This window comes from Corynebacterium stercoris, assembly GCF_024160105.1.
In the GTDB taxonomy this organism is placed as follows: Bacteria; Actinomycetota; Actinomycetes; order Mycobacteriales; family Mycobacteriaceae; genus Corynebacterium; species Corynebacterium stercoris.
Window position 1 is genome coordinate 20,788 of sequence record NZ_JAMFTQ010000006.1, and the last position, 23,079, is coordinate 43,866.

At 67.7% G+C, this 23,079-nt stretch carries 25 protein-coding genes; 7 read left to right on the forward strand and 18 right to left on the reverse strand.

All coding sequences use genetic code 11. From position 1 onward, the window contains the following. Both M5J20_RS06220 and M5J20_RS06225 read left to right on the forward strand, forming a co-directional pair. Nucleotides 1–681: a methionine ABC transporter permease gene (locus tag M5J20_RS06220; protein WP_253577838.1), complete on the forward strand. Its 681-nt coding sequence runs from the start codon at nt 1–3 to the stop codon at nt 679–681. 32 nt (nt 682–713) lie between these two features. Next, the gene (locus M5J20_RS06225; RefSeq protein WP_253577634.1) at nt 714–1,493 is read left to right on the forward strand and encodes an HAD family hydrolase; all 780 of its coding nucleotides are present in this window, start codon (nt 714–716) and stop codon (nt 1,491–1,493) included. Here the strand turns inward: M5J20_RS06225 and M5J20_RS06230 are convergent, their stop codons facing one another. Then, a complete protein-coding gene (locus M5J20_RS06230) occupies nt 1,494–2,399 on the reverse strand; it encodes a ferredoxin family protein (RefSeq protein WP_253577636.1) in 906 nt (301 codons plus the stop codon). It abuts the gene before it with no gap. Between the two features lie 142 nt (nt 2,400–2,541). Between M5J20_RS06230 and M5J20_RS06235 the strand changes: the two genes are divergently transcribed. Next, nucleotides 2,542–3,156, forward strand: a complete 615-nt coding sequence (locus M5J20_RS06235) for an AMIN-like domain-containing (lipo)protein (protein WP_253577639.1) — start codon at nt 2,542–2,544, stop codon at nt 3,154–3,156. Here the strand turns inward: M5J20_RS06235 and M5J20_RS06240 are convergent, their stop codons facing one another. Then, the gene (locus M5J20_RS06240) at nt 3,157–4,707 is read right to left on the reverse strand and encodes a Y-family DNA polymerase (RefSeq protein WP_253577641.1); all 1,551 of its coding nucleotides are present in this window, start codon (nt 4,705–4,707) and stop codon (nt 3,157–3,159) included. Further along, nucleotides 4,704–5,459, reverse strand: coding sequence for a DnaE2-dependent mutagenesis accessory factor ImuA' (gene imuA', locus M5J20_RS06245; protein ID WP_253577643.1), 756 nt, complete (start codon nt 5,457–5,459; stop codon nt 4,704–4,706). Before imuA' ends, M5J20_RS06240 begins: the two co-directional genes overlap by 4 nt. A gap of 200 nt (nt 5,460–5,659) precedes the next feature. Here imuA' and M5J20_RS06250 point away from each other — a divergent pair, with 200 nt between their 5' ends. Further along, nucleotides 5,660–6,076: a hypothetical protein gene (locus M5J20_RS06250; protein WP_253577645.1), complete on the forward strand. Its 417-nt coding sequence runs from the start codon at nt 5,660–5,662 to the stop codon at nt 6,074–6,076. A gap of 91 nt (nt 6,077–6,167) precedes the next feature. On the opposite strand, the gene M5J20_RS06255 is transcribed toward M5J20_RS06250, so the two are convergent. From M5J20_RS06255 to M5J20_RS06265, 3 genes are all read right to left on the reverse strand, one after another. After that, nucleotides 6,168–7,559 carry an ATP-binding protein gene (locus M5J20_RS06255; RefSeq protein ID WP_253577648.1) on the reverse strand — a complete coding sequence of 464 codons (1,392 nt, stop codon included), beginning with the start codon at nt 7,557–7,559 and terminating at the stop codon, nt 6,168–6,170. An 87-nt stretch (nt 7,560–7,646) separates the two neighbouring features. Next, complete coding sequence (locus M5J20_RS06260; protein ID WP_253577650.1) at nt 7,647–8,300, reverse strand: response regulator transcription factor; 654 nt, start codon at nt 8,298–8,300, stop codon at nt 7,647–7,649. Between the two features lie 20 nt (nt 8,301–8,320). Beyond that, nucleotides 8,321–9,523: an ATP-binding protein gene (locus tag M5J20_RS06265; protein ID WP_253577652.1), complete on the reverse strand. Its 1,203-nt coding sequence runs from the start codon at nt 9,521–9,523 to the stop codon at nt 8,321–8,323. Between the two features lie 132 nt (nt 9,524–9,655). Between M5J20_RS06265 and M5J20_RS06270 the strand changes: the two genes are divergently transcribed. After that, nucleotides 9,656–10,741, forward strand: coding sequence for a PspC domain-containing protein (locus M5J20_RS06270; protein ID WP_253577654.1), 1,086 nt, complete (start codon nt 9,656–9,658; stop codon nt 10,739–10,741). 7 nt (nt 10,742–10,748) lie between these two features. Here the strand turns inward: M5J20_RS06270 and guaA are convergent, their stop codons facing one another. The 3 genes from guaA to guaB are packed head-to-tail and all read right to left on the reverse strand — an operon-like array spanning nt 10,749 to nt 15,055. After that, nucleotides 10,749–12,302, reverse strand: a complete 1,554-nt coding sequence (gene guaA / locus M5J20_RS06275; protein WP_253577655.1) for a glutamine-hydrolyzing GMP synthase — start codon at nt 12,300–12,302, stop codon at nt 10,749–10,751. Nucleotides 12,303–12,339: 37 nt separating this feature from the next. Then, nucleotides 12,340–13,497: a GuaB3 family IMP dehydrogenase-related protein gene (locus M5J20_RS06280; protein ID WP_253577657.1), complete on the reverse strand. Its 1,158-nt coding sequence runs from the start codon at nt 13,495–13,497 to the stop codon at nt 12,340–12,342. A gap of 34 nt (nt 13,498–13,531) precedes the next feature. After that, on the reverse strand, nt 13,532–15,055 hold the full coding sequence (guaB, locus tag M5J20_RS06285) for an IMP dehydrogenase (protein WP_253577659.1): 1,524 nt from the start codon (nt 15,053–15,055) through the stop codon (nt 13,532–13,534). Nucleotides 15,056–15,207: 152 nt separating this feature from the next. Here guaB and M5J20_RS06290 point away from each other — a divergent pair, with 152 nt between their 5' ends. Beyond that, nucleotides 15,208–15,588: a DUF5319 domain-containing protein gene (locus M5J20_RS06290; protein ID WP_253577840.1), complete on the forward strand. Its 381-nt coding sequence runs from the start codon at nt 15,208–15,210 to the stop codon at nt 15,586–15,588. Here M5J20_RS06290 and M5J20_RS06295 read toward each other — a convergent pair. Further along, nucleotides 15,585–16,547 (reverse strand): hypothetical protein, encoded by a 963-nt coding sequence (locus M5J20_RS06295; RefSeq protein ID WP_253577661.1) that lies wholly within the window; start codon nt 16,545–16,547, stop codon nt 15,585–15,587. The genes M5J20_RS06290 and M5J20_RS06295 overlap by 4 nt on opposite strands. Next, complete coding sequence (locus M5J20_RS06300; RefSeq protein ID WP_253577663.1) at nt 16,544–17,128, reverse strand: sigma-70 family RNA polymerase sigma factor; 585 nt, start codon at nt 17,126–17,128, stop codon at nt 16,544–16,546. The genes M5J20_RS06295 and M5J20_RS06300 overlap by 4 nt, the downstream gene beginning before the upstream one ends. Before the next feature lie 318 nt (nt 17,129–17,446). Here M5J20_RS06300 and M5J20_RS06305 point away from each other — a divergent pair, with 318 nt between their 5' ends. Continuing rightward, nucleotides 17,447–17,758: a WhiB family transcriptional regulator gene (locus M5J20_RS06305; protein WP_253577666.1), complete on the forward strand. Its 312-nt coding sequence runs from the start codon at nt 17,447–17,449 to the stop codon at nt 17,756–17,758. 77 nt (nt 17,759–17,835) lie between these two features. Here M5J20_RS06305 and groL read toward each other — a convergent pair whose 3' ends face one another. The 7 genes from groL to tsaE all read right to left on the reverse strand — a co-directional run bounded on the left by groL (nt 17,836) and on the right by tsaE (nt 23,071). Then, complete coding sequence (gene groL / locus M5J20_RS06310; protein WP_253577668.1) at nt 17,836–19,440, reverse strand: chaperonin GroEL; 1,605 nt, start codon at nt 19,438–19,440, stop codon at nt 17,836–17,838. 21 nt (nt 19,441–19,461) lie between these two features. Beyond that, nucleotides 19,462–19,761 (reverse strand): co-chaperone GroES, encoded by a 300-nt coding sequence (gene groES, locus M5J20_RS06315; RefSeq protein ID WP_253577670.1) that lies wholly within the window; start codon nt 19,759–19,761, stop codon nt 19,462–19,464. A gap of 78 nt (nt 19,762–19,839) precedes the next feature. After that, nucleotides 19,840–20,913: a tRNA (adenosine(37)-N6)-threonylcarbamoyltransferase complex transferase subunit TsaD gene (gene tsaD, locus M5J20_RS06320; RefSeq protein ID WP_253577672.1), complete on the reverse strand. Its 1,074-nt coding sequence runs from the start codon at nt 20,911–20,913 to the stop codon at nt 19,840–19,842. Further along, complete coding sequence (rimI, locus tag M5J20_RS06325; protein ID WP_253577674.1) at nt 20,910–21,395, reverse strand: ribosomal protein S18-alanine N-acetyltransferase; 486 nt, start codon at nt 21,393–21,395, stop codon at nt 20,910–20,912. The genes tsaD and rimI overlap by 4 nt, the downstream gene beginning before the upstream one ends. Then, nucleotides 21,392–22,060, reverse strand: a complete 669-nt coding sequence (gene tsaB, locus M5J20_RS06330; RefSeq protein WP_253577676.1) for a tRNA (adenosine(37)-N6)-threonylcarbamoyltransferase complex dimerization subunit type 1 TsaB — start codon at nt 22,058–22,060, stop codon at nt 21,392–21,394. Before tsaB ends, rimI begins: the two co-directional genes overlap by 4 nt. Continuing rightward, complete coding sequence (locus tag M5J20_RS06335; protein ID WP_253577678.1) at nt 22,060–22,569, reverse strand: hypothetical protein; 510 nt, start codon at nt 22,567–22,569, stop codon at nt 22,060–22,062. The genes tsaB and M5J20_RS06335 overlap by 1 nt, the downstream gene beginning before the upstream one ends. Nucleotides 22,570–22,579: 10 nt before the next feature. Continuing rightward, nucleotides 22,580–23,071 (reverse strand): tRNA (adenosine(37)-N6)-threonylcarbamoyltransferase complex ATPase subunit type 1 TsaE, encoded by a 492-nt coding sequence (gene tsaE, locus M5J20_RS06340; RefSeq protein ID WP_253577680.1) that lies wholly within the window; start codon nt 23,069–23,071, stop codon nt 22,580–22,582. Between the last annotated feature and the right edge of the window lie 8 nt (nt 23,072–23,079).

The following is a 23,079-nucleotide window of genomic DNA, read 5'->3' on the forward strand; positions in this document are numbered from 1 at the left end:
ATCAACGAGTTGATCCTCGCCCAGCCGAACTGGGAGCGCCTCGGCCCGACCTTTATCGAGGCCATCGGCGACACCATGTGGATGGTCGCCATCACCATGGTGGTCGGCGGTTTCTTCGGCCTCCTGCTCGGTATTTTGCTCTACACCACCCGCCCCGGCGGCATCCTGCAGAGCAGCCCGATCTACTGGCTGATCAACATCGCCGTGAACTTCTTCCGGCCGATTCCGTTCATCATCATGATCGCCATGCTCTACCCCATCACCTTGTCGGTGGTGGGCACGACGATCGGTCGGGAGGCCGCCACATTCGTGATGTGTTTCTCCGCCACCTTCACCGTGGCCCGCATTGTGGAGCAGAACCTGGTGGCCATTGATCCGGGCGTGATCGAGGCGGCGCGCTCCATGGGCGCCGGCCCGTGGAAGATCATCAAGTCCGTGATCCTCCCCGAGGCGCTCGGCCCGCTGATCCTGGGCTACACCTTCATCTTCATCGCCGTAATCGACATGTCCGCGATGGCGGGCTACATCGGCGGCGGCGGCCTGGGTGACTTCGCCATTGTCTACGGCTACCGCCAGTTCGAGCCGCAGGTCACCTGGGCGGCCGTGATCGTGATCGTGGTCATCGTCCAGCTCGCCCAGTTCCTGGGCAACTGGCTGTCCAAGAAGGTCATGCGCCGCTAGTGGCGCACGCTGCGCCACTAGGCTTGGTCGCTATGAAGGTCGCAGCATTCGATTTCGACGGAACCCTCCACCACCCCAACTCCGACGGTGGAGGGTTTCGTCGTGCCGACCTCGAGGCGATCGAGGCGTGGCGCGCCGCCGGCAACCTCGCCGTCGCAGCCACCGGCCGCTCCCGCGCCGCGCTCGCCCACGGCATGCAAGGCTCCACACTGCAGTTCGATTACCAGGTGCTCTCCAACGGTGCGTCGGCAGCAACCGGCGACGGTGCCGAGCTCATATTCGCCTACCCCATCGACCCGGACGTGCTGCGCGCAGCCATCGACACGTTCCGCGACCAGCCGGGCATGGCCGTCTTCGGCACCACGATCGGCGCAGTCGACGGCGTTTTCGCCAACAACACCGGCGACACGTCCAACCTCACCGCCCACTTCACCCGCATGACCGAAGCGGATATCCCGGACTACACCTTCGCCGTTGTGCCGCTGTGGGTGCCGGAGGATGACCAGCTGCGCGCCGACGTCGTCGCCTGGGCCGAGGCGCTCGGCGGCGTGACGGTCGCGCAGAACCAGACCTACGTGGACATCATGGCGCCGGGCCGCACCAAGGGCGCGGGCGTGCTCGAGCTCCTGGAGCAGCTCAGACTCGACCGGGACGGCGTGGAGCTGTACACCTTCGGCGACTCCTGGAACGATCTCTCCATGCACGAGATCGCCGACCACTCCCACAGCTTCCGCCACTCCCCGGCGGACGTGCAGGCGGCGACGCACAATGTCATCGGCTCCGTCGCCGAAGCGATCAACACCTACCTCTAGCTACAGCGTCTCGATCGTCTCGGCGACCCACGCCGATCCGGTCTCCGGCTGCGCGCCGCACGACGACACCACGCCCTGCACCTGGGTTTTGCGCAGGTGGACGAGGTAGGCGCTGCCCGTCTCGCAATCGTCGACACGCACCTGCGCCTCGGTCTTGGTGCCCGCCACCTCGCCGACGCGCAGCTGGTTCACGCCGACGGCACCCCCCTCGTGCGCGAGGCGCGCGGCCACAGCGATCTCAGCGACCTGGGCTTGCGGCGCGAGCGTGCCGCGGCCGCGGTTGCCCGGCACGAAGAAGCGGCCCTCCTCGGCGTGGTCGAGCAGCGACTCGGCGGCCTCCACATTCATCCTGCCGAAGCTGAACGCCCACGGCATGAGCATCAGCGTCGCGGCGAAGCGGTGCCCCTTGATGTGCGAGGTCTCCCACACCAAGTCCTGCCGCTCCGGGTCGCGCCCCACCAGCTCCGTGACCAGCGGCCGGCCCTTCACCGCGCAGCACCGGTCGCGCTTGCCGTGCGTGCACACCAGCAGCAGGGGGCGTTCGCGTACCGACGCCCCATTTTTCCCCGGCCCGCTCAAATCCAGCCGCAGGAGATCCTCCGGGCCATCGACGTGGAGTACCTCGGTGACACCTGCGTCGGCGAAGACGAGGTAGACGTGGTGGTCCGAGATCTGCCGGCCCTCGCGCGTGGGGTGGCGGACCAGCAGCAGCGTGGCCTTGAACTTCGCGATGTGGGCCTTGAGCTTGCCGCTCAGTTCCTCGCCGAGCGTGGTGCCGTCGAGCACGTCGCGCCCCCAGGCCCCCGGCCACTCGAAGAGGAGGTAGGTGCCACCGGTTTTCGCCGTGCCCGGCAGCGGCTCCACGTCGGCGTCGGAGCATGCCAGAGCACCCGCTAAGTTAGTCATGCCTTACACCATAGCTGTCACGGCTGACGAGTCACCAGGACTGGTCACTGCAGCGCAAAGGTCAGCTAACGGTTTGGTAACCATTCTCGTATTCGCCCCTCCTGGTTTTGCCGGCCCGGGGCCCCTGGATAGCGTGGAATCCGTGAATTTTGACAGTTTCCCGCAGCGTCGCCGCCTCCTGGCGGGCATGGTCGCTGCGGCGCTGTCCGCAAGCCTCGCCGGCTGCGCCGGAATCAGCCCCGGCACCAGCGCAAATGGTACCGCGCCGGCGCCCCTCCTGGCGGGTGTCTCCATGCCGAGCACATCCGCGCTGCAGCCGCTGGGCACCGCGGATCCCTCGCCCAAAACGCAGCGCCCCTCCGAACCCGCGCTGCTCGCCGTTGCCGGCGTGCGCATCGGCAACCACCAAGGCTTCGACAGGGTGGTCGTTGACTTGGAGGGGGACGGCGACCCGGGCTGGTACGTCGATTACACCTCGACCCCGATGCATGGCACCGTCGGTCGCCCGCTCACCGTGAGCGGCAACGCCTTCTTGAACATCAACATCGACGGCACCGTCCCGCCCAGCCAGCTCGGCATCGACACATCCATGCCCGTGGAGCGCTACAGCGCAACCGGCAACATCGTCGACGTGGTCAACGGCGGCACCTACGAGGGCCGCAGCCAGGTCGTCGTGGGTCTGCGCTCCGAGGCACCGTACTCGGTGCAGGTGCTCGAGGACCCGAAGCGCCTGGTCATCGACATTGTGCAGAACTAGCTAGTACACCGCCTCGACCCGCCAGCTGCGCCGCGACCACACCAACAACCACCCGGTGACATCCCCCTGCGGCCCGCCTTCGCGCCCCACCGCCTGCAAGCGCGCCACCCGGTGCCGGTTCGCGTCGCTGGCCCACCACCCCTCATCCACCGGCCACGGCCCCGCCCACCCGGTGAGCAGGTACTTCTTGTCGCCCCACGCCAGCGCGTAGGGTTCCCCGGCCAAGAGCGCTTCTGCGGTGACGATGACAGGTTTGCCGGTAGCGTCGATAAGCGTGACGCGCGACGCAGGGTGGTCGATGCCCCCGCCCAGCCTGGCCGGCAGCGGCGCGGGGATCGCGCCCGGCCAGGTTTTCTCCTCCACGGGCGGGGCCGCCTCGCCGAAGGGGACGAGCTGGATGCGCTCGGCCACGCCGCGGCCGCCGATGAGGCGCGGCTGCAGCACCGCATCGATGCCCAGCTGCGATTGCACGCGTTCCACCACGCGGCGCGCATCGTCGGTGGAGGCGCGGTCCGCCCACAGCTCCCCCACCGCGTCCGGGGCCATGAGCTCCAGCGGCTCCAGGATCAGCGAGGTGATCGCGCCCGCGCCGCCGGAGGTGAGCCAGCCGTCGAGCTGCCAGCGCACACGGTCCGCCGTGGCGGATTCGGTGAGTGCCTCGCGGGTGCGCCACACCCGTTCCACGCGCTGCCCGGTTTCCAGCTCCGCGACGACTTTCAGACGCACGCAGTTTCGCCCCGCCTCTTTGAGGCGCTCATGCAAGCTGGCGGCGAGCGCGCGGGCGGCGAAGGCGGCGGCGTCGACGCGCTCGATCGGATCCTCCGGCGTGATCGCCACCGCGAGGTCCGCCACGGGCAGCTCGGGCGCCACGCGCCGATCCGGCGCCGCCGCTGCGATGCGGTGAATGTGCGCCCCATGCACCCCAAAACGCGTGGTCATGGCCGCAGGTGGGATCGCCGCCAGCTCGCCGAGGGTGGTAATGCCCAGCTGCCCCAGCGTCTTCACCGTGTCCGCGTCCGCGGCGAGGGCGGTCTCCGCGGTGAGCACCGCCAGTGGCTGGCGCGCCAGGTAGGCAGCCGATTCGCCCGGCGGCACCACCTGGCCGCTGCGCGCGGCGATCACCGCCGTGGCGATCTCGTCCGCAGCGCCCGCCAGCGTATCGATGCCGCGCCGCGCCGCCGCGTCCACCAGCATCTCCAGCGCCACATCCTCCCCGCCGTGGAACGCACCCGCCGCCTTCAAATCCGCCACCACGAGTCCGGGGCGCAGCACCTCCACACTCGCCGCGACATCGTCCAGACTTCCGGCCAGCGAGGCGAACATGCGCCCATCCCGGTCCGGATTCGCGTCGATCACCGTCAGTTCCGGCGCCGCCGCCTGCGCGTGGCGCACCTTCATCCCGCGCCGAATCCCTGCCGCGCGCGCCGCCTGCGAGCACACCACCACCCGGTGTTGGGCGGCGATGACCAGGGGTTCTTGCAGCTCGTCGTCGCACTCCAGCTTCGCCGCCTGCACCGGCCAATCCGGGAACCACAGCGCCGCGACCCTCACGGCACTGCCCTGAGCTTCGCCCGCTTACCGACGCTCGTTTGAGCGCGCTCACGCCCCAAGGTCACCGTCGTCGACGCCGGGCGCATGCCTTTGCGCTCCGCGCGCACCTGCATGTCAATGCCCGTGATGCGCCCCGTGCCCCGGCCGATGCCGTGGAAGCCGGTGATAGCGCCGCTGAGCCCCAGTGCCGGCGAGGGCACTGCCACGTTGACGCAGGCCAGCGCCGCGTTACCCTTGCGCAGCCGGGCCAGCAGCGGCCGGGCGCGCACCGGTGTGAGCTCGAGTGGCACCCGGGCGCGCAGGACCACTAAGTCCAGCCCCTCCGCGAGCACGCCAGCCACCGCGAGATCCTCGATCCCCGGCTCCGGCACCGTGATGACGCGCTCCAACCCTTCCGCCTCGATGGCCGCATAGGAGAGTTCCGGCCACCCCACCACGCCTGCCCGCCCGCCGTCGGCCACCGCCCGCGCGATGAGTTCGACCACCAGCGCCGGGGTGTCGCTGACCTGGGTCACCGCTTGCCGAGGCAGCCCCCCATTCGGCAGGATGAGCGAAAGCGGACCAGCAATTGCGAGCGTGCCCGTATCCTCCACCGGCCGGGGCGCGACCTCTCCACCGAGCGCCGCCATCTTGGCGCGCAGCTCAGCGATCTGGTCGGCGCGGTGTTGACCGCCTGCCTGGCCTGCGGTTTCAGGCGCTCCCACGACCTCCCCCGGGAGCGCCGCGAGTGCTCGAATAGATGTTCCACTCACGTCGTTCAGTATGCCCCGCGGCTCCGACACGGGCAAGCGCCAAGGTCGAACAGGTTTTCTATTTCCCTGTTCGTTCCGCGGCTATGTACCGCTCGTCACACCAGTCACTTTGCAAACAAATCGATTCTGGCGCAGGGCCCCAGCCCAACCCGGAATAGGTCAAGCCGGAACAACCCCGCCAGGCTGGTAACGTCCCGGCCATGTTCCCATCCGACATCCGTAACCGCGTCACGCCGATCCCCACCCCGCCCGCGGTGCGGCTCGGCGGGTCGCTCGGCGCGGCGGTGTCGGTTGCCATCATGGCCTCGCAGCTCCCCCTCGCCACGAAGGTCCCGATCGCGCTTCTGGCCGTGGCCGGCACGATCGCTTTGGCACTCGCCCACCCCTACCGGTCGCAGATGCGCGAGTACGCACGGAGAAAGGGTGTGGAGGCGGGGTTCAAGGTGCCGTCGGTAAGCATGTTGCTCCCGCTCATGGGCTGGTGGCTGCTGCTCATGCTCGCGCCGCTCGCGCAGTGGCCGGCGCTGGGCGCGGTGCTCGCGTTCGTGGGCGTGTTCGCGGCTGCGTGGGTGATATTCCCGCACGTGGACGGGTCCCGGCGCCTCGCGTACGCCTAGAACATCCTACTCGAAACAATTTCGAGTACGTTGTTATCCGCAGGTCAGAGGCTTGAAAACTGTTTCAAGCTCGTTTCGAGTAGCTTTCGAGCTACTGCAACGGCCCTTCGAGGTACCACACCGCCCGCGGGTCCCGCGGACCGTTTCCACGCCACTGGACCAACCCAGCATCGCGCATGGCTTGCAGCGCTCGGCGCACCGGCGGATTGGACAGGCCCAAGACATCTGCCACCTCACCGGTGGACATCGGACGGGCACTCGCGGACAACGCCGACAACACGCTTGAAGCGCGCGGAGGCAGGGCATTCCACATCTTCGGATCAAGGCGCTGCACCGCTTTTAAGGTCAGGATCACGCTGCCACTCGTCTGGCGGTACTCGGGATCCGCGAACCCGACTCGCCGCATTCCAGCGAACATGCGCCGAATCCCCTCCCCGAGCTCCTGGCCGATGCGAAGCTCCGCGGTCACCCGGGCGATCAACGGATTGCGTGCGAACCGTGCAATCGATTCCGGCTGGGTCGGGTCAACTAACCCAGGAAAGCGCCCCGGGCTGGAAATCTCAATGCGCCCTGGATAGATCTCGAAGCGAATGTGGTCACCTGCAACGCTGTAGGAGCGGTGGATAACGGCGTTAACGAGCCCCTCGAGCCATACATCGTGCGGGATGAGGTCTTCATCCTCAAACAGGCCTGCGCTGGTCAAACGCCGCACCTTCGGTAGCATCCCCTTAATCGCCTCCTGCGCCTGCAGGATCTGCTGGGGCAACGGCCCATCGAAACGCTCGTCGGCAATGAGCTGCTGCCAGTAGCCAGGCAACCGTTCATCCTCCCCGAATCGCAAAACCCGGATGTGCGCGTTGGGGAAGAACTCCTGCGGATTCCTACCGAAGAGAAGAATCGCTGCCGTGCGGGGAACGCCGTCCCGATTCACAAGGTTTCGGGCCTTGAGCGCGTCATTGGCTGATGACGAGCCGATCGCAGCCGCGTAAGACTCCACCAGATCCATATCGAGATCCGCGATCTCAGCACGTGGAGGGATTGTCGCATCGAATTGCTGCTCACCCTTTGTGTACCGCAGTTCCAAGATGTCATCGGCGTTCAACTGCCTAGTCTCATCCCCCACCCGCAGATAGCACTCCCCCGACTTCAAGTAGTGCACCCATTCGCTTGGGAGCACGTGAAAAAGGTAAACCTGCTGGCCTTCATTAACGTCGAAAACCTCGATGTTGACCCGCGCTGTCGGATCAGTGTGGTCGAGCGCCGTCTGCCGGAGCCGATTGTCCTGTGCGGCCGTGGGTGTGCCATCAAAGCTCCGATTCGTGATGCCAACGGCAATCACGCCACCCTCTGCGTTCGCCATCCCCACCACAGTCTTCGCCAAATCCTTCGGCTGGATGCGGAATGACTTGCGCTCGAACCACTGATCCTCCGGAAGCTGGAGGAGCAGCTGCGGATCAGCACGGTAGTTCGGGACATCCTTCATGGCCAACATCCTACTCGAAACAATTTCGAGTACGTTGTTATCCGCAGGTCAGAGGCTTGAAAACTGTTTCGAGCTAGTTCCTAGCACCTAATCTAGGTCGCGATCGGCGGCCCAGCGCGTGAGCTGATGCCTATTCGATGTCTGTGTTTTGCGCAGAATGTTCGAGGCGTGCGTCTCTACCGTCTTCACCGAGATGAACAGCTGCTGGCCAATCTCTCTGTAGGTGTAGCCGCGGGCCAGCAGCCGCAACACTTCCAGCTCGCGGCGGGTGAGCGCATCCACCACCGGGTCCTCGACCTTCACCGGTTCGCCTTCCGGATCCTCGACCACCCCGCTGGCGGCGAAAGCGTCGAGCACGAACCCGGCAAGGCGCGGAGAGAAGTAGGCGTCGCCGCCGTGAACGCGCTGCACGGCTTCGGCGAGCTCGGGGCCGTCGATGGACTTGGTCACGTACCCGCGTGCACCTGCGCGGATCAGCGCAATCACGTCCTCGGCAGCGTCGGACACGCTCAGCGCCAAATATTGCGGCCCCGGCGCTTGGCGCAACACTGCGAGCCCGCCGCCGTCGGGCATGTGCACGTCGAGCAGGACGACGTCGGGAAGCGATGCCCCGATGCCAGCGACCGCCTCGGCAACACTGCCCGCCTCGCCGACAATCTCGATGCCCTCGGCCGACGCAAGCTCGGCGCGCACGCCGGCGCGGAAAACGGAGTGGTCGTCGACGAGAAAGACACGGGTCATGGCACCCAGGCTAGCGCGGGCTAGCGGGAAGGCGTCGGCACGCTCAGCTCCACCTCGGTGCCCGCGCCAGGCGCGGTGGTGATCCGCGCTTGGCCCCCGGCGCGCTCCATGCGGCCGACGATGGAATCGCGCACACCGTGGCGATCCTCCGGCACCGTGTCCAGGTCGAACCCGGTGCCGCGGTCGCGAACGAACACCGTCAGCGAACCGGCGATGTGCTCGGCGTAGACGTCGATGCGCTCCACCCCAGCGTGCTTCGCGGCGTTCACCATGGCCTCGCGCGCGGCGAGCACCAGCGGCTCGGTCTCCGCGTCGAAGGGCGCGTCCTGGCCCACGGTGACCGGCCCGATGACCACGCCGTAGCGGTCCTCCACCTCGCCGGCGGCCTTCTGCACCGCGGCGAACACAGTGGTTGCGCCCGCACCGGTGGGTTTGTCGGCGGCGTCGAAAAGCCAGGCCCGCAGCTCGCGCTCCTGCCCGCGGGCGAGGCGCGCGACCTCCTCCGGGTCGTCCGCCTGTTTCTGAATCAGCGCGAGCGTCTGCAGCACCGAATCGTGCAAGCGGGAGGCGATTTCGGCGCGCTGATCCGCCACCGCCTTCGCCTCGCGCTCCGCGACTAGCGACGACGCCAGCTTGGCAATCAGCGGCACCACAAGCACCGCCACGCCGAACACCGTAACCAGCACCGACACCACCACGCCGGTGATGCCCGCGTTCTCCCCCAGAAGCGCAATTGCCAGCACGCCGCCCATCACCAGGACCACGCCGAGCGCCAGCGCCGCGTAGTTCGCGGCCGTGCCGGTACCGCGGTCGTAGGCCTGCAGCGCGATCACGGCACCCACGATGAGCACGCCGAGGATGAACACCACCGTGCCGCCGGCACCGCTGGTCACCTGCAACGCCACCAGCGCGCCGATGAACCCCACGGCGACAAGCGCGATGTTCACCGCGTTGCGGCGCTCCGCCCCCGGCGCTTCCGTCTCCGCCTCATCCTTCGGCTCCAGCGGAGTGAGCATCCACAGCCCCGCGTAGAGCAGCGGCCCCAAGCCTCCCGAGAAACTGGCGACGACGAAGAACACACGCACCCACAGCACCGGAATCCCCAGGTGCTGGGCTAATCCGGCGGCCACTCCCGCCACCACGCGCAGGGACCGGCTGCGCCGCAACCGCGGGTAGAGCGGCTCCGGGGTGCGCGCGGCGTACGGCGCAGGCGTGGTGGACATACCCCTCATGGTCCCACGCTTGCGCCCCGCGGCACATCGGGGACAACCCTGAATCTGCGCGCCACGCTTTCCGACGAAAGATCAGGGCCGATCCCCATACCCATCCCTGCCCCGCGGCCGGACAATGGAGTCATGGAAACGAACAACGCCTTCACGGATACGCTCCGCCAGATGTGGACCACCCGTCCGCCCCGCATCCCCGAGGACCAGGGCGGCAAGGCCGTCATCGCCGGCGTCTGCGAGGGCATCGGCGCCCGCTACCGCATCGACCCGGTGCTGGTGCGCCTCGTCTTCGTCGCGCTCAGCCTCGTCATGGGCTGCGGCATCTTTCTTTACACCCTGTGCTGGATCTCCATGCCGCGCTTCGGCATGACCACCACCCCATGGGATTCCGCCCGCAAGCCGAAGTCCGAACTCAGCGAGGCCGCCCTAAAGGAGAAGTCCACCGGGTACGTGCTGGCCTTCATCATCGGCTTTGCCCTGTTGAACTGGTTTTCCAACATGGTCGGCGACACGCCCCCGGGCTACCAGATCCTCGGCGTGGCCATCGGCTTCGGCTGCTGGTACGGCCTGCACAACCGCGTGCCGCAACCCCCCGCGGGGCTCCTCCCGGAGCCTTCGCTTGCCGACGCCGGGGACACCCCAACCGCCCAGCACACCGTCGACACCTCGCACCTCACTGTGCCGGAGGGTTACCCGCACCCAGGTGTGGGCACGACTACCCCGCCGGCCTGGGACCCGCTGGGTGCCGCGCCCGAGCTGTGGCATCTGCCGGATCCCGGCCAGCCTGTGCCTGAACCGGAGCCGGTGCGCTCGAAGAACCGCCCGCTGTGGTTCTGGATTCCGGTTGCGCTGGCGCTCAGCGCCGCAACGCTCACGCTCCTCGAAGTCGCCGACCAGGGCGCGCGCACCTTCGGCGCGAAAGAGATCACCTCCTACAACGTCGACGCCATTAACCCGCTCAGAACCCACGGCGGAGCCGTCACGGTAGATCTGCGCGAACTCGAGCCACTGGATGAGGAAACCACGCTCGAGATCAGCAACGGTTTCGGCCGCCTCGATATCAAGCTTCCCGACAACATCCCGCTGGAGATTCACTGCACCGCGGATCTCGGCGGCGCCGTCTGCCCAACTGGCGTACAGAACCCGGATGGCGACGGCAAGATGCTGACCATCAACGCACGACAGCAGGTCGGCCCGCTCACCGCGGCGTACTAGCGGTGTGTTACTCCCACTCGATGGTTCCCGGCGGCTTCGACGTCACGTCGAGCACCACGCGGTTGACCTCCGCCACCTCGTTAGTGATGCGGGTGGAAATCGTCTCCAGCACCTCGTAGGGCACGCGCACCCAGTCCGCGGTCATCGCGTCCTCGGACGCCACCGGGCGCAGCACGATCGGGTGGCCGTAGGTGCGGCCGTCGCCCTGAACGCCAACAGAACGGACGTCGGCAAGAAGGACCACCGGGCACTGCCAGATCTGCTCGTCGAGGCCAGCGCGGGTGAGCTCCTCGCGCGCAATCGCGTCGGCGGCGCGCAGCGTCTCCAGGCGCTCCTCCGTCACCTCGCCGATGATGCGGATGCCCAGGCCCGGGCCCGGGAACGGCTGGCGGTTGACAATGACTTCCGGCAGGCCCAGCTCGCGGCCCACCGCGCGGACCTCGTCCTTGAACAGGAGGCGCAGCGGCTCGACGAGCTCGAACTCGACGTCGTCAGGCAGACCGCCCACGTTGTGGTGGCTCTTGATGTTCGCGGTGCCGGTGCCGCCGCCGGACTCAACCACGTCCGGGTAGAGGGTGCCCTGCACGAGGTAGCCCACGTCCTGGCCCTCGAGCACGGAGGCCACGGCGCGCTCGAAGGATCGGATGAACTCGGCGCCGATAGCCTTGCGCTTCGCCTCCGGCTCGGTCACACCAGCGAGCTTGTCCAGAAACGCCTTGCGTTCGTCGACAGTGACGAGCTTGGCGCCGGTCGCGGCAACGAAGTCCGTCTCAACCTGCTCGCGCTCGCCCTTGCGCAGCAAACCGTGGTCGACGAACACGCACGTCAGGCGGTCACCGATCGCGCGCTGCACCAGCGCCGCGGCAACCGCGGAATCCACGCCGCCGGACAGGCCGCAAATCGCGTGGCCGTCGCCGACCTGCTCACGCACCTGCTCAACTAGCTGATCCGCAATGTTCGAGGCGGTCCAATTCTGCTCCAGGCCCGCGATCTCCGTGAGGAAGCGGGTGAGCACCTGCTGGCCGTGCGGGGAGTGCATGACCTCGGGGTGGTACTGCACGCCGGCGAAGCGGCGCTCGAGGTTCTCGAACGCGGCCACCGGCGCGCCGGGGGTGGACGCGGTGACGGTGAAGCCGGCCGGCGCATCGGTGACGGAATCACCGTGGGACATCCACACCGGGTGCTCGCCAGTCAGGCCGGCGTGCAGCACGCCGCCTTCCACATGCAGCTGGGTGCGGCCGTACTCGCGCGAACCGGTCTTAGCCACGGTGCCGCCGAGCGAGCGCGTCATCACCTGGAAGCCGTAGCAAATGCCGAAAATCGGCAGACCCAGGGAGAAGATCTCCGGGTCGAGCTGCGGGGCGCCCGGCTCGTACACGGAGGACGGACCGCCGGAGAGCACGAGCGCCACCGGGTCCTTTTCCTTGAGCTCGGCCGCGGTGATGGTGGAAGGCACGACCTCGGAGTACACGTTTGCCTCGCGCACGCGGCGCGCAATCAGCTGCGCATACTGCGCGCCGAAATCGACGACCAGAACAGGACGGATTTGAGGGGTAGTCACGCCTCAAATACTAACCCAGTCGCTTTTCGACGCTCGCCTAACGGCCAACCACCAAGTCAGCCTTCTGGAACTGCTTCAAGTCGGTGTAGCCACACTTCGCCATGACGCGGCGCAGGCCGCCGACCAAGTTCAGCCCGCCATCCGGCTCGCTCGACGGACCGTGCAGCACCACGTCGAGCGGGTGCTGCGTCTGGAAGAAGGGGGAGAACACCTGCCCCCGCGGGAAACGCGGGTGCGCGGCCTGCGGCTCCCAGTACGCGCCGCGGCCCGGAGCCTCCTGCGCGCGCGCCAGAATCCGACCCACCATGGCCGCGTCGGCGCCGCATGCCAGCGCGACGGCGATTTCAGTTGCGCTGTAGTAGAACTCGGTATCCGCGATGACATGCACGTAGCGGCCCTCGGTCTCGTCGAGGTATGCGCGCCGCGCGGCGGCGACATCAGCGATTGCCGTGGCCATCGGCACACCGATAGCGGCAGTGCCGCTGACGCCAGACCCGACGATCACGCCCGCGACACCGGCGCGCATGAGGTGCGTCGCGGTGGAGAAGTCGTACACGCCGCCAGCAATCACCGGGACGTCGAGCGTGCCCACGAACTCCTTGAGGTTGAGCGGCTCGCCGCCCTCCTGCACGTGCTCGGCGGACACGATGGCACCCTGAATGACCAGGATCTCTGCGCCCGCGGCCACCACCACCGGCGCAAGTTCGCGCGCGTTCTGCGCGCTCACGCGCACGCCCACGGTCACGCCGGAATCGCGCACCTGGCGGATGCGCTCGGTGAGCAGATCACGGTCCAGCTCGGCGGCGTGCAGCTGCTGCAGCACCCGGGTCGAGTCGATGGAGGCTTCCTGGTACGCCTTGTAGTCGTCGTCAGAAAGGGGAATCAGCGGGTGTTCGCTCGCCTGGAGGACCTGAGCGATCGCCTCGTCTAGGTCGGCGTGGCGGCCCCAGAGGCCCTCCGCGTCAATGACACCCAAGCCGCCCAGCTTGCCCATCTCAATAACGAACTCCGGGCTCGCCAGCGCATCCGTCGGGTGGGACAGAATCGGGTGGTCGAACGTGTACGCATCGAAGTGCCAGGTGGTGTTAACCAGCTTGGAGGATCGGGTGCGGCGCTTCGGCACCACGGACACCTCTGACAGCTCGTATGCCTTGCGGGCCTCGCGCCCGATGCCGATCTCAACGTATTCGCGCATGCGTGTATCTCCTCCGTCGGAAAGCGCCTAGTTCCTAGGCGTGGTAGTTCGGTGCCTCGACGGTCTGGGTGATGTCGTGCGGGTGGCTCTCGCGCAGGCCAGCGGTGGTGATTTGGACGAACTGCTTCGTCTGCAGCTCCTCGATGGAGGCGGAACCGGTGTAGCCCATCGCCGCGCGCAGGCCGCCGACGATCTGGTGGGTGATGGCGTCGAGCTCGCCGCGGTACGGCACGCGTCCCTCGATGCCCTCCGGCACCAGCTTCTCCTCGCTGGCGACGTCCGCCTGGAAGTAGCGGTCCTTGGAGAAGGAGCGCTTCTCGCCCGAGAGGCCGCGGCCCTGCATGGCACCCATGGAGCCCATGCCGCGGTAGCGCTTGTACTGCTTGCCGCCGACGACGACGATGTCGCCCGGCGCCTCGGCCGTGCCGGCCAGCATGGATCCGAGCATCACGGAGGACGCACCGGCAGCCAGGGCCTTGGCCACGTCGCCGGAGTGCTGCATGCCGCCGTCCGCAATCACAGGCACGCCTGCCTTGTGGGCGGGCACGGAGGCCTCGAGGATCGCGGTGATCTGCGGCGCGCCGACACCGGCGACGACGCGGGTAGTGCAGATGGAGCCCGGGCCAATGCCCACCTTGATCGCGTCCGCGCCGGCGTCGATCATCGCCTGCGCGGCGGAACGGGTGGCCAGGTTGCCACCGATGACATCGACGCGGTCGCCGAAGTCCTTCTTCACACGCGCCACCATTTCCAGTACGCGGTTGTTGTGCGCGTGGGCGGAGTCCACGACCAGCGCGTTCACACCGGCCTCCACGAGCAGGGCGGCGCGGTCGTACGAGTCCTCGCCGGTGCCGACACCGGCGGCGACGAGCAGGCGGCCCGCGTCATCCTTCGAGGCGTTCGGGTACTGCTCGCTCTTCACAAAGTCCTTCACGGTGATCAGTCCGGCCAGAGTGCCGTCCTTCGCCACGATCGGCAGCTTCTCCACCTTGTTGGCGCTCAGCAGGGAAAGCGCGTCTTCCTTACTCACGCCCTCCTCAGCCACGACGAGCGGCATCGAGGTCATTACCTCGGCGACCTTGCGGTCGAAATCCGGCTCGAAGCGCATGTCGCGGTTGGTGATGATGCCTACGAGGCGGCCGCCCTCATCCACCACCGGCAGGCCGGAGATGTGGAAGCGGCCGCAAAGGGCATCCACCTCACGGATGGTCATGTCCGGGGTCGCGGTGACCGGATCGGTGACCATGCCGGACTCGGAGCGCTTCACAATGTCCACCTGCTCCGCCTGCTCCTGCGCCGAGAGGTTGCGGTGCAGTACGCCGATGCCGCCTTGGCGGGCCATGGCAATGGCCATGCGGGCCTCGGTGACAGTGTCCATCGCCGCGGACGCAATCGGAATACCCAGCTGGATGTTGCGGGTGAACTGGGTCCTAGTGTTCACCTCGTTGGGCACGATGTGGGACTCAGCCGGCAAAAGCAGCACGTCATCGAACGTGAGGCCGCGCAGCGCAACCTTGTCCGGGTCGTCCCCACCAGTGAGAACTCGATCGATTGCCATGGCAGTGTCTCCTCTCCCGCGCGGTGCCCGCGACGTGTGGCCAAAGGGCCCAAAATCGGCTTTCCGCCATGATATACCGCGCCATCAGCTCCGACGAAGGGGCTGATCGGGCGCACAGGCAGTCTTGGGCTTCCACGGTGCGCCCACTAGGATTGGTCGATGTGAACTACGACGACATGATGCCCATCGACCCGTTCGCGGACGACCCGAACGACCCGGCATCGTTCATCGAGGATGACGAAGTCGCCGAACCCCTCTCCGCGCAGGAGCGCGTCGAGGTGATCCAGGACTTGAGCAACGTGCGCGACTGCATGCGCCGCCTGCGCCCCCGCGGCGTACTGGGCATTTACTTCCAGTGCGAGGACTGCGAGGAGTTGCACTACTACGACTGGGAGATCATGGAGCAGAACATGCTCGCCTCCCTGCGCGGGGAGCTGCCTCCCGTCCACGAGCCCAGCGCCATGCCGAACGTCGATGCGTACGTGCCCTGGGATTACGCGATGGGCTACCTCGACGGCCTCGACGCCCGCTAGCTGCTCGACTGCTCCTCGGACACCACGCGCGGCGTCGGGTCCCCGACCGGGGCAGGTGCCGGAGCCGGGGCTGGCTGCTCAACCACGGTCGGCTGCACCGCCGGTGCCACAGGCTGCGAAGGCTGCGGGGCCGGGCTCTGCTGGCTCGGCTGCGCCGGGCTAGCCGGGTTCGCGGGCTGCGACGGCTCGTTGCGCGTTGTGGACGGCTGCTGCGCCGGGCGCGAAGGCTGCGCCTGGGAAGGCTGCGGGGCGTGCGACGGCTGTGCCGGCTCCTGGTTCGGCGCGGGCTGGGCCGGCTCCTGCGGCTGCTGCGCCGGCGGCTGGACAGTGCCGTCGGGCAGAGAGGTGACAGTCACTGTGACAGTGACGGTGCGCGGCGGCGTATCGACGGCAGTGGAGTGCGCCTCGCCCGACTGCGTCACAGTCGGTTTCATCGAATCCACCAGCGCGCGGGCCTGGTGCAGCAGCGCGGCGATTGAGTCCTGGTCGCCTTCCTGGCTGGCAACCTCGAGTTCTTCCAGGGTGGATGCGAGCTCCACCGCCGCGGTGCGGTCGCCGAAGACGGAGGTCGCCAGACCCCACATCGGGGACGAGGGGGTGGCGTTGTACAGCGCGGCGCCGGAGCCGGCCACGACCACCGTCGCCGCGGCGGCGCCGATCAGGCCGGACACCCAGGGGTTCATGCCGCGGCGGCGCTCACGGGCCTCATCCAGAGACACCACGGTCTGCTCGGCCGGAACCTCCTCAGCCGCGGGCGCTGCGACGATGATCTCCGGAGCGGCGGGCATCGGACGGTCGACCTCGTGCTTGAGGCCCAGCAGCAAGGCGGCCAGGGGGTCGGCACCGCCGGAAGGGTCTTCGCCGCGCGACAGCGCGTCGAGGAACGCATCATCCCGCGTCACCGGCGGGAACTGCGTGGTTGCATCGTCCCCGTAGTGCTTCTCGGCGCGCCGTGTCATGAGTGTTGGTCCTGTTCTTCCAATGCCTTGCGCAGCTTGGCAATAGCTCGGTGCTGTGCAACCCGCACGGCTCCGGGCGTGGAGCCGACGGCCTCAGCGGTCTCTTCTGCTGATAGGCCCACGAACACCCTCAAAATGATGATGTCGCGTGCTTTTTCACCCAGTACATCGAGCATGGCGCGGATTTGGTTACTGTCATCGATTTCCAGTGCCGCATCCTCCGGAGTGTGGCCCGGCGCCACCGAGTCCGGCACCTCCTCAATCGGCGTCAGCTTGTCCCGGAACAGTGCCCGGTGCGCGTCGGCGACCTTGTTGAAAGCGATGCCGTACACGAACGCCATGAAAGGGCGCCCCATGTCCTGGTACTTGTGAATTGACGTGGCAACCGCGAGACAGATCTCCTGCGCCACATCTTCGGCTGTGGGCATGCGGCCGCCGCCGATGCGTGCGCGCGTGTATCGCAGAATCAGAGGGTGGATGAGGCGAATGACTTTCTGCAGCGCGCGGCCGTCCCCGTCTACGGCAAGGGGAACAAGCGCGGCGAGTTCGCCTTCGATGTCGGGCCGTTCCGGCTCGGTCATCGCGTCCTCCTGTCTCCTCAGCGCGTCCTTATGGGCACGATACAGCGATCCTGTTGATCACACCAACAGTCGGGTACCGGAAAGCCGCTTGCCCAAACCTACCGCCCCGACCTGCCCCGATACGTACTCAACGTAGTCTTCGACAGAAATTCACCGTCTAGTAACCTTCGGCAAACTCCCAGCTCACAAGCGGTTTATACCCAGGATTGGGGCGGAATCAAGCTGCCGGTTACCGCTCGGACACCATCTGTTCACCATGAGTGACCACACTGCCTCTTCGGTACGAAGCGCACCCTTATCGAAGGAGCACCTGAGAATATGTCCCTGCCGCACCTGCTTCCTGGTCCGAACGCTGATTTTTGGGATTGGCAGCTGCACAGCGCCTGCCGCGGCGAGGCATCTGAGGTGTTCTACCACCCGGACGGGGAGCGCGGCCGCGCCCGCACCCAGCGCGAGAACCGCGCGAAGGCCATCTGCTACACCTGCCCGGTGCTCTCCCAGTGCCGCGAGCACGCCCTGCGCGTGGCCGAGCCGTACGGCATCTGGGGCGGCATGAGCGAGTCCGAGCGCCAGGCCATCCTCCGCGGCGCACGTGGCGGCATGAAGGTGGCTGCGGCGTCCGCGAAGTAGCACGACGCTTGACGACGAAAACCCCATTCACCCCGCAGCATATGCGGATGGTGAATGGGGTTTTAAGCGGGTAGGCCCTAGTGGGCGTGGCCCTCGTGCTCGTCCTCGGCGGGCTTGGTCACCACGGAAGCCTCGGTGGTGAGCACCATGCGCGCGACGGATGCGGCGTTGACCACTGCAGAGTGGGTCACCTTCACCGGGTCGATGATGCCCTGCTCAATGAGGTTGCCGTACTGCAGGGTGGCGGCGTTGAAGCCCGCGCCGTTAGCCATGTCGGCGATCTTGGAGACGACCACGGCACCGTCCAGGCCCGCGTTCTCTGCGATCCAGTACGCCGGCTTGGTCAGAGCGCGGGAGACGGCCAGCACACCGGTCTTCTGCTCGCCCTCGAAGTCCTGGGCGAACTCCTCGAGCACCTTGGAGATCTGCACGAGTGCGGAGCCGCCGCCGGCGATGATGCCTTCCTGCACCGCGGCGCGCGCGGCGTTGATGGCGTCCTCGACGCGCAGCTTGCGCTCGTTCATCTCGGTCTCGGTCGGGGCGCCGACCTTGAGCACTGCGACGCCGCCGGAGAGCTTCGCGAGGCGCTCCTCGGTCTTCTCCTTGTCCCAGGTGGAGTCGGTGGCCTCAATCTCGCGGCGCAGCTGCTGGCGACGCTCCTCGACAGCCTCGGCGGTGCCGGCGCCGTCGACGATCACGGTGTCATCCTTGGTCACCGTGATGCGGCGGGCCGCACCGAGGTGCTCCAGGGTGGCGTCCTTGAGGTTGATGCCCACCTCAGGATCAATGACCGTGGCGGCGGTGACCACAGCCAGGTCGTCCATGAAGCCCTTGCGGCGCTCGCCGAAGTACGGGGACTTCACAGCGACAACCTTGAGGGTCTTGCGCAGCGTGTTCACCACGAGAGTCTGCAGCGGCTCACCCTCGACGTCCTCGGCGACGACAAGCAGCGGCACGGACTCGGTGGCCACCTGTTCCAGCAGCGGGAGGAAGTCAGGCAGCGATGAGATCTTGCCGCGCACGAGCAGCACGCGGGCGTTTTCCAGCACAGCCTGGCCGGCATCCGGGTCGGTGACGAAGTACGGGGACAGGAAGCCCTTGTCGAAGGAGATGCCCTCGGTGATGTCTACGAAGGAATCGATGGACTGGGACTCCTCGACGGACAGCACGCCGTCCTTGCCCACCTTGTCCATCGCGCCGGCAACCATCTCGCCGACCTGCGGGTCGCGCGAGGACACGGTTGCCACGTTGGCGATCTCCGTGGAGGAGGACACCTCGGTGGCGCGGGCCTTGAGCTCTTCGACGGCCTTCTCGGCTGCCGCCTTGATGCCCTTGTTCAGCTCGATCGGGTTCGCACCGGCCGCGACGTTGCGCAGGCCCTCTGCGACAAGCGCCTGGGCGAGCAGGGTCGCGGTGGTGGTGCCGTCGCCGGCGATGTCGTTCGTCTTCACTGCGACGGACTTCACCAGCTGGGCGCCGAGGTTCTCGAACGGATCCTCGAGGTCGATGTCGCGGGCGATGGTGACACCGTCGTTGGTCACGGTCGGCCCGCCCCAGGACTTGGACAGGACGACGTTGCGGCCGCGGGGGCCGAGGGTGACCTTGACCGCGTCGGCGAGGGTGTCCACACCGCGCTGGATGCCCTCGCGGGCCTCCTGGTCAAATGCAATGAGTTTTGCCATGGGTGGCGTACTCCCCTTCGCTTACTTCTCGATGACTGCCAGCAGATCGCGGGAGGACAGCAGCAGGTACTCCTCGCCGTTGTACTTCAGCTCGGTGCCGCCGTACTTGGCGAAGATGACGGTGTCGCCCTCCTTGACATCCATCGGGATGCGGTCGCCGTCTTCGTCGTGGCGGCCCGGGCCCACGGCGATAACCACGGCCTCCTGCGGCTTCTCAGCTGCGGAGTCCGGGATGACGAGGCCGGAGGCGGTGGTGGTCTCAGCCTCAGCGATCTGCACGAGGACCTTGTCGTCGAGCGGGCGAATGTTCACGTTTGCCATGATCGGTACCTTTGGTGACCTTTCGTAATCATTGATCGTTGGTTACCGTTAGCACTCTACCCACGCGAGTGCCAGCTCTCAACCTTGGCTCAGCGAAGCGCGGCCCGCGACGAGCGGGGTCTCAACCTCCAGCGAGGTGTCCGTCCCAACCCCCAGCCCGGAGGGGTCAGCGCCCTCGTGAATCAGCTGCGCAGCCAGCGCCGCGATCATCACTCCGTTGTCGGTGCACAAGCCCAGACGCGGCACGCGCAGCTCGATCCCCTGCGCCGCGCAACGCTGACCCGCCAGCTCGCGAAGCCTGCGGTTCGCCGCCACACCGCCGCCGAGCAGCAGCGTTTTTGCCCCGGTGTCTTCGCACGCCATGAGCGCCTTGCGGGTGAGCACATCGCACACCGCCTCCTGGAATGACGCGCACACGTCCTCGACGCTGATCACGCGCCCCTCGCGCTCCGCAGCCTCGACGTAGCGCGCCACCGCCGTCTTCAGCCCGGAGAAGGAGAAGTCGTAACGGTGTTCGCCGCGCAGGTCCTCGGCGCGGGTCAGCGCCCGCGGGAAGCTCACGGCTTCCGGGTTCCCGCGGGCAGCAAGCGTATCGACGATCGGTCCCCCCGGGTACCCAAGTCCCAGCAGGCGCGCGACTTTGTCGTAGGCCTCCCCCGCTGCGTCGTCAAGCGTGGAGCCCAGTTCCCGCATCGGGCGCCCCACCGCATCGACCTCGAGGAGCTGGGTGTGGCCGCCGGAGACGAGCAGTGCAATCGAGTGCGGCAGCTCATCCGCGCCCTCGAGGTTGGCTACAGCCACGTGGCCGCCGAGGTGGTTCACGCCGTAGAACGGCACGCCCCAGGCCGCGGCATAGGCCTTCGCGGCGGACGCGCCGACGAGCAGCGCGCCGGCGAGGCCCGGGCCGACGGTCGCGGCGACGGCATCCGGTTTCGCGATGCCCGCCTCCGCCAGCGCCGCCGCCATCACCTGCGGCATCGCCTCGAGGTGGGCGCGCGAGGCGATTTCGGGCACCACGCCGCCGAAGCGCGCGTGCTGCTCCATCGAGGAGGCCACCTGGTCGGCGAGGATGGTCATGGTGCCGTCGTCGGCAAGCTCGATAATGCCCACGCCGGTTTCGTCGCAGGAGGATTCGATGCCGAGCACGATCATGGTGCGCTCCCCTCATTCTCGGATGCGCGGCGACGCATCATGGAGTACGCGTCCGCGCCGGACGGCTGATAGTAGCCCTTGCGGGTGTCCAGGATGAAAAACCCGTAGCTTTCGTAGAGCCGGATCGCGGGCACGTTGTCGGTGCGGACCTCGAGGAAGATCGGGCCGTCGAGCAGGTCGGCGGCGTGCACCAGCTGATCCATCAGCGCGCGCCCGAGGCCGCGGCCCTGGTAGGCGCGATCGACGCCGATGGTGTGCACCTCGAACTCCGGGTCCTCCCGGGGGCCGAGCATCGCGAGCCCGGCGTAGCCTACGAGGGTCTCGCCCTCGAACGCGCCGACGTAAAAGGTGTGCCGCGCTGCAAATTCCGTCTCAAACGCCCGCTGGGACCACGGGTTGTCGTCCGCGAAGAGGTCGAGCTCTATCGCGGCGGTGGCGGGGGCGTCGGCAGGCGTGAGCTCCCGGAAGGTGATCGCCGTCATGGCAGGTGCACGTCGGGGATCGCGGGCGAGCGCGGCACGGCCTTCGGCTCCACCGCGTCGGGGCGGCGCAGGTAGTGCGGCACGAGCGGCGCGGGCTCGGCGTGAAGGTCGGCGACCCGCACCAGGCCCGCGGTTCGCGGGACGACGTATGCGGTCTCGCGCGCGGGGATCTCGATCTGGCTGGCGAGGTGCTTGGGCACACTCAGCACGTCGACCTCGTCCGCACCGACGGCGATGGCCCCCGGCGCGCACACCGCCGGGCCGGCGACGCGTCGCCCGTCGGCGTAGTACGCCCAGTACACCTCGCGGCGGCGGGCATCCGTGACGACGAGCGCAGAAGGCGCATCGATGAGCTCCGCAGCCGCGTCGTGCGTAACCACACCGTGCACCGGAACCCCTAAAGCCTGCGCGAATGCGGAGGCAGACGACATGCCGACGCGCAGGCCGGTGAAGGGGCCCGGCCCGCAGCCGACCACCACGGCCTCGATGTCGGCGAAGGTGCGCCCCGCCTCCGCGAGGGTGGTCTCTACCGTCGGCACGAGGCGCTCGTTGTGCGCCCGGGTTGCTTCGACAGATTCGGCGAGGACGCGGACTTCGGAACCCTGCGCCTCGGCGAGGCCGACCACCAAGTCCGCCGTCGCCGTGTCAAGCGCGAGGACCAGCATTACTGGCGGATACCCAGGGTCCAGTGGCCGTCAGCGAAGTAGAAGGGCATGCCGGCGTTCAGCGGGTAGGAGTCGGACTGCACGATCTGGCAGACGTCGATGTCCTTCAGCGCAACCTGGTCCAGGACCACCGGCTCGGCCTCGCTCGGCGGCAGGAGGACGATGTAGCCGTAGTTGCCGTTCAGGTCCGGCTCCTCCTCGAGACCGAACGCGCTCAGCTTCGCTGCGATGAGGTCGGCCGGCTCGTTCGGGCACAGGGTGGTGTAGCCCGCGAATGCGTTGGAGTCGTATACCTTGGACGGGTCGATCAGCTGCGCCGCAACGGCACCGTCGGTGGGGTGGGTGCGATCCAGCGTCGCGGCGAGGGAGTTGGTGGGGGCGATGTGCGCGGCCTGCGTGGAGGCCTCCGGGCGCGACATCGGGATGAAGATCAGGCCGATCAACGCGACAAGCCAGGCGATGGCGGCGAGGACGACCCAGTTACGCTCCGAATTTGAAAGCTTCAGCATGTCCCCCAGCCTAGCTGCCGGCCGTGCGCCAAGCGATGACGCGCCCCTCCGAGTCTGGGTCCTCGCGCACCAGCGTCTCCCGATCCAGCGTCACTACCAGGTACGTGCCCGCGATCTGCTCCACTAGCCCGCCGCCCCACTCCGCAACGACGACGGAAGTCTCCAATTCCGTGTCCAGATCGAGCGAGTCGAGTTCCCCGAGCGGGTCGCCGGACGAGCCCTCCCCCAGCAGCCGGTACGCGTCGACGTGGATCAGCCCGGGGCCGCCGCTGAGCGGGCGATGGTGCCGGGCGATGACGAAGGTGGGGCTTGTGACCCGGCCTTTCACCCCGAGCCCCTCCGCAATGCCCTGCGTCAAGGTGGTCTTCCCGGCCCCGAGGGGACCGTCGAGAATCACCACGTCACCGGGTTCGAGCGCAGCACCCAACTCGGCACCGAACGCCTTCGTGTCCGCCGCGGTGAGGCAGACCCGCTCGCCCGCGGCGGGGAACGTCGACTGCATGCCGGATC

Excerpts from the sequence above, each read along its gene's own strand:
- tsaD (WP_253577672.1), bottom strand. The coding sequence starts at position 20,913 with ATGATCGTGCTCGGCATCGAATCCTCCTGCGACGAAACCGGCGTGGGC.
- M5J20_RS06300 (WP_253577663.1), bottom strand. The coding sequence starts at position 17,128 with ATGACCGAGCCGGAACGGCCCGACATCGAAGGCGAACTCGCCGCGCTT.
- tsaB (WP_253577676.1), bottom strand. The coding sequence starts at position 22,060 with ATGCTGGTCCTCGCGCTTGACACGGCGACGGCGGACTTGGTGGTCGGC.
- M5J20_RS06265 (WP_253577652.1), bottom strand. The coding sequence starts at position 9,523 with ATGTCCACCACGCCTGCGCCGTACGCCGCGCGCACCCCGGAGCCGCTC.
- M5J20_RS06305 (WP_253577666.1), top strand. The coding sequence starts at position 17,447 with ATGTCCCTGCCGCACCTGCTTCCTGGTCCGAACGCTGATTTTTGGGAT.
- groES (WP_253577670.1), bottom strand. The coding sequence starts at position 19,761 with ATGGCAAACGTGAACATTCGCCCGCTCGACGACAAGGTCCTCGTGCAG.
- M5J20_RS06225 (WP_253577634.1), top strand. The coding sequence starts at position 714 with ATGAAGGTCGCAGCATTCGATTTCGACGGAACCCTCCACCACCCCAAC.
- guaB (WP_253577659.1), bottom strand. The coding sequence starts at position 15,055 with ATGGCAATCGATCGAGTTCTCACTGGTGGGGACGACCCGGACAAGGTT.
- rimI (WP_253577674.1), bottom strand. The coding sequence starts at position 21,395 with ATGACGGCGATCACCTTCCGGGAGCTCACGCCTGCCGACGCCCCCGCC.
- groL (WP_253577668.1), bottom strand. The coding sequence starts at position 19,440 with ATGGCAAAACTCATTGCATTTGACCAGGAGGCCCGCGAGGGCATCCAG.
- M5J20_RS06280 (WP_253577657.1), bottom strand. The coding sequence starts at position 13,497 with ATGCGCGAATACGTTGAGATCGGCATCGGGCGCGAGGCCCGCAAGGCA.
- M5J20_RS06250 (WP_253577645.1), top strand. The coding sequence starts at position 5,660 with ATGTTCCCATCCGACATCCGTAACCGCGTCACGCCGATCCCCACCCCG.
- M5J20_RS06295 (WP_253577661.1), bottom strand. The coding sequence starts at position 16,547 with ATGACACGGCGCGCCGAGAAGCACTACGGGGACGATGCAACCACGCAG.
- M5J20_RS06260 (WP_253577650.1), bottom strand. The coding sequence starts at position 8,300 with ATGACCCGTGTCTTTCTCGTCGACGACCACTCCGTTTTCCGCGCCGGC.
- M5J20_RS06335 (WP_253577678.1), bottom strand. The coding sequence starts at position 22,569 with ATGCTGAAGCTTTCAAATTCGGAGCGTAACTGGGTCGTCCTCGCCGCC.
- M5J20_RS06230 (WP_253577636.1), bottom strand. The coding sequence starts at position 2,399 with ATGACTAACTTAGCGGGTGCTCTGGCATGCTCCGACGCCGACGTGGAG.
- tsaE (WP_253577680.1), bottom strand. The coding sequence starts at position 23,071 with ATGCAGTCGACGTTCCCCGCCGCGGGCGAGCGGGTCTGCCTCACCGCG.
- M5J20_RS06255 (WP_253577648.1), bottom strand. The coding sequence starts at position 7,559 with ATGAAGGATGTCCCGAACTACCGTGCTGATCCGCAGCTGCTCCTCCAG.
- M5J20_RS06270 (WP_253577654.1), top strand. The coding sequence starts at position 9,656 with ATGGAAACGAACAACGCCTTCACGGATACGCTCCGCCAGATGTGGACC.